General features: G+C 67.0%; 8 protein-coding genes. 3 read left to right on the top strand and 5 right to left on the bottom strand.

The features are described from left to right. Positions 1 to 311: 311 nt before the first annotated feature. Entirely contained in the window at positions 312 to 1,754 is a 1,443-nt protein-coding gene (locus ABFD52_06415; GenBank protein ID MEN6560388.1) for a sigma-70 family RNA polymerase sigma factor, read from the top strand. Between the two features lie 86 nt (positions 1,755 to 1,840). Further along, entirely contained in the window at positions 1,841 to 2,809 is a 969-nt protein-coding gene (locus tag ABFD52_06420) for an LD-carboxypeptidase (protein ID MEN6560389.1), read from the top strand. A gap of 13 nt (positions 2,810 to 2,822) precedes the next feature. Here ABFD52_06420 and ABFD52_06425 read toward each other — a convergent pair whose 3' ends face one another. Genes ABFD52_06425 through ABFD52_06435 form a run of 3 tightly spaced genes read right to left on the bottom strand, consistent with a single transcriptional unit; the run spans position 2,823 to position 5,286 of the window. Further along, on the bottom strand, positions 2,823 to 3,734 hold the full coding sequence (locus tag ABFD52_06425; GenBank protein MEN6560390.1) for an FAD-dependent oxidoreductase: 912 nt from the start codon (positions 3,732 to 3,734) through the stop codon (positions 2,823 to 2,825). A gap of 24 nt (positions 3,735 to 3,758) precedes the next feature. Continuing rightward, positions 3,759 to 4,202, bottom strand: coding sequence for a hypothetical protein (locus ABFD52_06430; GenBank protein ID MEN6560391.1), 444 nt, complete (start codon positions 4,200 to 4,202; stop codon positions 3,759 to 3,761). After that, entirely contained in the window at positions 4,195 to 5,286 is a 1,092-nt protein-coding gene (locus tag ABFD52_06435; protein ID MEN6560392.1) for an XRE family transcriptional regulator, read from the bottom strand. Before ABFD52_06435 ends, ABFD52_06430 begins: the two co-directional genes overlap by 8 nt. A 130-nt stretch (positions 5,287 to 5,416) precedes the next feature. Here ABFD52_06435 and ABFD52_06440 point away from each other — a divergent pair, with 130 nt between their 5' ends. Next, the gene (locus tag ABFD52_06440; GenBank protein ID MEN6560393.1) at positions 5,417 to 6,370 is read left to right on the top strand and encodes a sensor domain-containing diguanylate cyclase; all 954 of its coding nucleotides are present in this window, start codon (positions 5,417 to 5,419) and stop codon (positions 6,368 to 6,370) included. 67 nt (positions 6,371 to 6,437) lie between these two features. Here ABFD52_06440 and ABFD52_06445 read toward each other — a convergent pair whose 3' ends face one another. Together ABFD52_06445 and ABFD52_06450 are read right to left on the bottom strand one after the other, a co-directional pair. After that, positions 6,438 to 7,313 (bottom strand): hypothetical protein, encoded by an 876-nt coding sequence (locus tag ABFD52_06445; protein ID MEN6560394.1) that lies wholly within the window; start codon positions 7,311 to 7,313, stop codon positions 6,438 to 6,440. Between the two features lie 120 nt (positions 7,314 to 7,433). Next, complete coding sequence (locus ABFD52_06450) at positions 7,434 to 7,565, bottom strand: energy transducer TonB (protein MEN6560395.1); 132 nt, start codon at positions 7,563 to 7,565, stop codon at positions 7,434 to 7,436. Positions 7,566 to 7,567: the final 2 nt, after the last annotated feature.

The following is a 7,567-nucleotide window of genomic DNA, read 5'->3' on the forward strand; positions in this document are numbered from 1 at the left end:
ACCGGGAGAAAACGATGGAAAGGCAGGCGATCAGGAACTCGTCCAGGGGAGAAAAGCCGGGAACGGCCTGCCCGGCCGGAAAAAAGGACGGAAATGTAAAGTTTTTTCTTGACATCCGGGACAAGAGGGGGTATCCTCCGCGCTTCATATCAGGCGGACCCGCCCCCCGGGGGTGAAACGAATCCCCCCCAGAACCCGTTTGAAACGACCGGAGTCAAGGGCTGGGTCGATGATAAAAGGACAGGGCGCTCGAAACGAAAATTCCGCGAATGTAGTTTTCCTATATAAATGATAAACCACGGGAGACGATCATGGCGACCGACTATAAATACAAGAACCAAGACGAGCTGCTTCAGCTCCTGCCCGGCGCGCCCGGGGGGAAGCTGTTCGGCGACGAAGAGGAGGCCGTTCTGGCCTCCGACGGGGCGGCCTCGGGCGCGCGCCTGAGCGAGCCTCACAATGGCAACGGCAACGGCAAGGGCCTGACCTCGCCGGAGGACATCGAACAGACCGCGGACCTGGTCAAGATCTACCTCCGGGAGATGGGCAGCATCCTGCTTCTGTCCAGGGAGCAGGAGATCGCCCTGGCCCGGCGCATGGAGCGCGGCGAGAAGACCATCCTCAAGGCCCTGGTCAACACGCCCGTGACCCTCGGCGAGCTGGAGTCCCTGGAGGACCTGCTCAGGAAGACGCCCGAGGCCTTCGTCAAATACTTCAATATGACCGAGGACGGCTTCTCCGAGGACAGCCTCGAGGCCCGGCGGCGCGACGTCCTGACGAGGATCCAGAAGCTGCGGGCCCTGAGCGGCCGGCTCGAGAAGATCCGCCCCCTGGTCCGCAACAGGTTCGCGCGCGGCCGGCTGGCCGTCCGGATCATCCGCATGGCCCGCGAGCTCGAGATCAAGCCGGAGTACCAGGACCGGATCGTCCAGGCCGTCCAGCTCCGCCTGAAGAACGGCCTCAAGGAGGCCGCCAAGAAGCGGCGCCCGATCGACAAGGCCATCCTTCAGTCCATCCAGTCCGGCCGCCGGACCCGCGAACGGGCCAAGGGCGATCTCGTCTCGGCCAACCTGCGGCTGGTCGTGTCCATCGCCAAGAAATACCAGGGCCGGGGCCTGCAGCTCCTCGACCTCATCCAGGAAGGCAACATCGGCCTGATGCGGGCCGCGGAGAAATTCGACTACCGGCGCGGCCACAAGTTCTCGACCTACGCGACCTGGTGGATCCGCCAGTCGATCACCCGGGCCATCGCCGACCAGGGGCGGACGATCCGCATCCCGGTCCACCTGACCGAGACCATCCACCGGCTGAAGAAGATCTCCCAGGCGTCTGTCCAGGAGACCGGCAAGCTGCCCGATCCCGACGATCTGGCCCGCAGGATGGGACTGCCGGTCAACAAGGTCCTGGAAATGCTCTATTCCTCCCAGGACCCGGTCTCGATCGAGACCCCTCTCGGGGAGAACGGCGAAGGATCGCTCGGCGACCTGCTCGAGGACAAGTCCTTCCCCTCGCCGCCCGACACGGTCATCCACATCAATCTCCGGGAGCAGATCGAAGCCGCCCTGAGGACCCTGCCCGAGCGGGAGACCCTCGTCCTGCGGATGCGCTACGGCCTCGGCGACGGCCGGGAATACACGCTCGAAGAGGTCGGCCAGCACTTCAAGCTGACGCGCGAGCGGATCCGCCAGATCGAACTGAAGGCCCTGAAGGCCCTCCAGCTGTCGGCCCCCGGCCAGAAGCTCAAATCGTTCTGACCGGCCTCGCCGCCCGCGGGCCCCGGCGCGTTGAATCGCCCCCGCCTTTCTGCTAGGCTAGGCTTCCTTCGGCCCCGGGAAACGCAATGACCTACGAGAAGATCGGCTTCATCGCCCCCTCAACCTGCCTGTCCCTCAAGGAGCGGCCCGTCCTCCACCGGACGGCCCGGCTCCTGCGCGAGGCCCTGGGCGTTCAGGCCGTCTATTTCAGCCCCCACCTGTTTTCGTGCGACACCGAGATCGACCACGTCACGGCCCCGGTCGACGACCGGGCGGCCGTCTTCAAGGAGGCCATCCGGGAGCTCGACCTGATCATCTCGGTCGCCGGCGGAACGGGAGCCGAGGACCTGGTCCGCAAGATCGACGCCAAGGACCTGCGCGTCATCCGGACCCGGCGCCCCCTCTTCGTCGGCTTCTCGGACTTCACCTTTCTCCTGAACGAGATCTACCACGCCTGCCGCCTGCCGGTCATCTACTTCCCGTCGCTCAAGGTCGGCAAGGGCGATTTCCACAACCTCCTGGCCCTCATCACCGGGCAGGAGATCGAGTACAAGGGCTCGGCCTGGCTGACCCCTCCCCCGCCCCGCCGGCTCTCCGGCATCCCCATCGGCGGCAACCTCTCGACCTTCGTCAACTTCCTCAACCGCGGCAACCCGCCCAAGTTCAGCTGGCGCCGGCACATCCTCTTCATCGAGGACGTCCAGGTCGACGTCGAGGACCTCCATCGCCTGCTGGCCGCCCTGCGGCGCCACGACGTCTTCGCCGGCATCAAGGGCCTTGTCCTCGGCTCGCTGACCCCGCCGGGCAAGGGCCAGTTCCCTAAGAAGGAGCAGCGCGAAGCCGTCCGGTTCGTCCGCTCCTACCTCGCCGACGTCATCCACGACCGCCGGCGCCAGGGCGATCCCCTGCCCATCCTGACGGTCACGAATTTCGGCCACAACATCCGGCGGAACCTCATGGCCGTGCCGATCGGCGGCAAGGTCACGATCTCCCGCTCCAAGCGGATCGTTTTCCGGTTGAGCAGGCGCTCCCCCCGGAACCACCAGGGCTCCTGAGCCGCCCCCGCGATCATTTCCTGAGGTAGGACAGGGCCTGCAATCCGGCCACGCAGCCTTCGCCGGCGGCCGAGACGACCTGCAGGCCGCCGCAGGTGATGTCTCCGGCGGCGAAGACGCCGGGGATGTTGGTCCGCTGGAAGCGGTCGACGGCCACGCACTGCTTGTGGTCGACGGCCAGGCCGGTCCGCTCGAAGAGGAGCCCGGCCGGGACCTCGCGGAAGATGAAGACCGCGGCCACGGGCAGGACCTCCGCCCCGCCGGCCGATTCGACGACGACGTCCTCGACCCGGAACTGGCCCCGGATCTCCCTGATCTTCCCCTCGCGCCGGATGGCCACGCCCTTTTCCTCAAGCGCCCGGGCCGCCGGGGTCTCCGCCGCCCCGCCGGGCCGGCCGGGCACCCAGACGACCTTGACGCCCATGCCGTGGAGGGCATGGACGTCCTCCAGGGCATCGTCGGCGTGGCCGATCGCGGCCACCGTCGCCCCGCGGAAAAGAGGGCCGTCGCAGGTGGCGCAGTAGCTGACGCCCTGGCCGACGAGACGGTCCTCGCCGTTGACGAGCCGGTCCCTGGACATGGGCTTGCCCGTGGCCAGGACGATCGCCTCGGCCTCGATGACCGTCTCCTTGATCGTGGCGAACTTGGGGCGCCCTTCCAGGGAGAAAGCGACGGCGTCCCCGGGGATGATCTCGGCCCCGAACGAAACGGCCTGGCCGCGGAAGAGGCCCAGGAGCTCGCGGCTGTCGATGGACCTGAAGCCGGGATAGTTCTCGATCGTGTAGGGGATGGCCAGGCGCGAGCCGCCGCGGCCCTCGAGGACGAGGGCCCTCTTGCCGGCCCGGGCGACGTAGATCGCGGCCGTCAGTCCGGCCGGCCCGGCGCCGATGATGAGGACATCGGTCGTGAGCGACTTGATGGCCATGGGCCCCCCGCGTCCGCGGCGGCGTCAGTCGGCCAGCCGGCCGCTGTCGCCGACCTTCCAGGCGTTCTTCGTCAGGATATAGAGGACGGTCCGGCGGATCTCCCGGCCCTCCTCGCCCTTGAACCAGATCTCGACCAGGGCCCAGTCATCGAGGCCCTTGAACTGCATCTCCAGGACGGAGACGCCGGCCCCCGCCAGCTTGGTCCCCCGGAACTTCCTGAGGACGGCCGCGCTGGCGCCGAAATTGCGGTACCGGAGGGGCAGCAACCCCTGTTCCTCGCAGCTCGTCTTGAGGAGCTCCTCGAGCCCGGTCGCCGGCTGGGTGTTCTCGTCCATGGTCTGCCACTCGATGCCCGCCGTCGGGTCGCCGCCGCGGCCGGAGCCGAGCGCCCTGATGCCGAAATAGGCGCCCGCGGCCACGATGTCGACGGCCAGGATGATCAGCACGATGCGCAGGGTCTTACTCATCTGGTTCTCCTGTCTTCACGGCCGCCGCCGGATTGGCGGCATGGGCCTTGTCCAGGGCCGCCGCCTCGGCGGCCAGCAGCCGGAACCGGTCGGACAGGATGGTCCGGGACTTCCGGAACAGGGTCCGCGTCCGCCGCTCCTCCTGGCCGGCCAGGCCGCCGAAGACCTCCTGCTCCCGGTCCTCGGGGCCGCGCTTGAAGAACTCCTCGAACTTGGCCTCGGGCAGGAAGCCGTGGCCGCGCAGGGCCCGGAGCATGGCCCGCGTGCTCACCCCGAAATAGCGCTTGAGGAACAGGACGTCGTCGAAGCCCAGGGTCTTGGTCCGGATATCCTTCTCGACGAGCTCGCGGAGCTTGTCCGGCGGCACCAGGAAGCGCGAGGCGAAGGTCTGGGCGTACTGCTCCCGCGGCGGGTAGAGCGAGACGTACTCGTCGACGACGACGTCGGGATTGTCGACGATGGGGCTTTCGTCCCGGTCCATGAGGTAGTGCCCGTAGAGGTGGGCGGCGATCACGGTCTGGAGGCCGGCCGGCTCGTTGGCGTTGATCAGGGCGAAGGCGGCCTGGCGTTCCTCGTCGAAGACGAAGAGCCCCGAGATCCGGTCCTCGTCGGCCAGCGTCTGGCGGATGACGCGGCAGCCGTTGACCTCGCAGAGGCCCAGGATGTCGCGGATGGGCTCGTTGCCGAGCCCGAGGCGCCGCCGTTCCTCCTCGGCCAGCCGTTCCGGGGCGATGCGGGGGTAGCGCGGCGCGAGGTCGAGGCGGCGGCCGGTCGCTTCCTCGAGATCGAGGTATCGCTCGCACGTGGACCGGAACTTCTGGAGGTCCCGGCGGAGCCGCTCGCCGGTCTCGGCCGGGTCCGACAGCCGGTCGAACGCGGGCCGGCGGTCCTCAAAGAAGTAGGATACGTTCCTGTTCAGGAACCCGGCGACCTTGAGGAGCGTCTCGAAGCTGGGCGTCCGCTTCCCCGACTCGAGGAGGGAGATGTACTCCGACGACAGTCCGAGGGACTTGGCGAAGGCGCCCTGGCTGAGGTTGACCTCCTCCCGGGCCCGTCGAAGTCGTGTCCCGAGAAGCTTGTCCATGGCGGCGCACCCCTGGGCGGCGACGGCAGGATAACACGAGGTTAGCGGTGTGTCAACCGCGCATCAGGCTAAATAAAGGTTGACAATTCGACGCCTCCTCCTAGAATGAAGGGAGAAATAAGGGAGTCTCATGGCCGAACCTAACATCCTCGATCTCTTTCCGGGCGCGAGCCGCAGCCTCTGCAACAGCGTCTTCAACCAGGTCCAGGACGCGGTCGTCTGGCTCGACAAGGACCGCCGGATCGTCTACTGGAACAAGGCCGCCGAAACGATCTCCGGCCGGGAGGGAGCCGCCGTTCTCGGGAAGGCCTGCACGGAGCAGCCGTCCCTGTTCGTCGACTTCGCCGGCGTCAACATCTGCCGGGACAAGTGTCCCGTGGCCATGACCCTGAAAGACGGCTCGCCGCGCACGCTCGACGTCTATCTCCAGCACAAAGAAGGGTTCCGCACGCCGGCCTCCCTGCGGATTATCCCCGTGTTCAAGGACGACGGCGAGATCATCGGGGCCGTCGAGACGTTCACCGGGACCGCGCCCAAGGTCACCCTGCCCCTGTCCCTGACCGAGCTGGAGAAGATGGGCCTGGTCGAGAACGAGACCGGCATCCCCTCCAAGCAATACCTGGACATGGTCCTGGCCACCCGCCTGGAGGAGTTCCAGAAGTACGGCCTGACCTTCGGCCTGGTCTACGTCGACATCGACAACTACGGCAAGATCCTCGAGCGGTACGGCCGGTTCAACGCCGGCAAGATCGTCCGGACCGTGGCCCGGACCCTCTGCAAGAACGTCCGCTTCTTCGACATCGTCGGGCGCTGGAGCACCGAGGAGTTCCTGGTCCTGCTGCTCAACATCGACGAGGGCCGGCTGGACATCGTCGCCAACAAGCTCCGCCTCCTCGTCGCCGAGTCCTACATCACGACCGAGACCGGCATGCTCAACGCCACCGTCTCCATGGGCGCGAGCCTCGTCCTGCGCTACGACACCGTCGAGTCCCTGGTCAAGCGCGGCGAGCAGCTGATGCTGCACAGCAAGTGGCTGGGCAAGAACCGCGTCAGCATGAGCTTCGTCCAGAAAGAGATGGCCTGAGCCCGGAAAGGCAAAAAGCCCCCTTCCCCGGGGGGGTCGGGAAAAGGGGCAAAAGCAGAAAGGGGGGCTAGAACGAGGCCGGGTTCTTGGCCCTGAGGTCGTTGATCTCCGCGGCGAAGAGCACTTCGCTGTTCTCCCCTGTCAGGCTGAGACGCAGGCCGGTGCCCTGGTAGGTCCATTCCGCCGACAGGCTGAGGCTGCCTGACGTGACCGCCGTGCCCAGGTTCTCGTCCCTCCGGGCATAGGCCCGGTCGCGCCAGACGACGTTGTCGTAACGGGGCTCGCCGATCCTGGCGTTCAGGAAATCCCGGATCTTGTTGTAGTCCGCGACGTAGCGGTCCTTGTTCGCGTAGCGCTCGAGGAGATTGAGCCGGAGCGAAGCCAGCCTGCGGCCGATCAGGACGTAGGTGACGAGGCAGCGCTTGCCCAAAACGTCGCGGTGATAGCGGAGGAATCGCATATCGCCCGAGGTCTCCTCGCTGAGCGGCCGCCCTTCGGCCCGGAGGACGCCCGCCTCGGTCTGGCCCCACTGGATGTCGGGCAGGCGCGCGTCGGCCAGGTCGAACTCCTTGGGATCATCGATCTCCCGCGCGGCCGGGGTCAGGTCGACGACCTTGAGGGTCGAATTCAGCTTGCGGACGCAGTCCTCGGGGACGTAGCCCGTCAGCATCCGCCCCGACCGCGTGGAATTGAAGACGATGTAGTACCAATAGGTCCGGAACTTCTGGGCGCTCGAGAGCTTGACGACCGCCCCGCGGGCCAGCGTCTCGATGACCGGGCTTTTCGCGTCGGGCTCGAGATGGACCGGCACCTGGGCCGCCGTCACCTCGAGGCGGACGATGATATCGGTCCAGGCCGGTCGCGGGGCCAGGCCCGTAAAGGCGGCCAGGAGCAAGCCCATGGCCGCCCCGGCCTTGGCCGCGCGGATCGCGTGCTTGATCATCCCATCTCCCAGGGGCCATTATCAGGCGGGCGGCCGTGCGCCTCAATCCCCGCGGGTGGTGATTTCGAGGGGTGATGGGCCTCCCCCTCAACGGCTAATGGGCCGGGCCGGCCCCTGGGATCATTTCAGCTGGAACCGGACGGTCACGGTGAAGACGACCGGCCGGGGCCGGCCGTTGATGATCATGGGCTCGTAAACCCACTGCCGGACCGCGTCGATGGCCGCCTGATCGAGCAGCGGGATCGACCGCAGCA

Source organism: Acidobacteriota bacterium (assembly GCA_039683095.1).
Classification (GTDB): domain Bacteria; phylum Acidobacteriota; class Aminicenantia; order Aminicenantales; family Saccharicenantaceae; genus RBG-16-66-30.

Coding starts and splice junctions, on each gene's coding strand:
- ABFD52_06435 (MEN6560392.1), bottom strand. CDS start 5,286: ATGGACAAGCTTCTCGGGACACGACTTCGACGGGCCCGGGAGGAGGTC.
- ABFD52_06415 (MEN6560388.1), top strand. CDS start 312: ATGGCGACCGACTATAAATACAAGAACCAAGACGAGCTGCTTCAGCTC.
- ABFD52_06440 (MEN6560393.1), top strand. CDS start 5,417: ATGGCCGAACCTAACATCCTCGATCTCTTTCCGGGCGCGAGCCGCAGC.
- ABFD52_06425 (MEN6560390.1), bottom strand. CDS start 3,734: ATGGCCATCAAGTCGCTCACGACCGATGTCCTCATCATCGGCGCCGGG.
- ABFD52_06445 (MEN6560394.1), bottom strand. CDS start 7,313: ATGATCAAGCACGCGATCCGCGCGGCCAAGGCCGGGGCGGCCATGGGC.
- ABFD52_06420 (MEN6560389.1), top strand. CDS start 1,841: ATGACCTACGAGAAGATCGGCTTCATCGCCCCCTCAACCTGCCTGTCC.
- ABFD52_06430 (MEN6560391.1), bottom strand. CDS start 4,202: ATGAGTAAGACCCTGCGCATCGTGCTGATCATCCTGGCCGTCGACATC.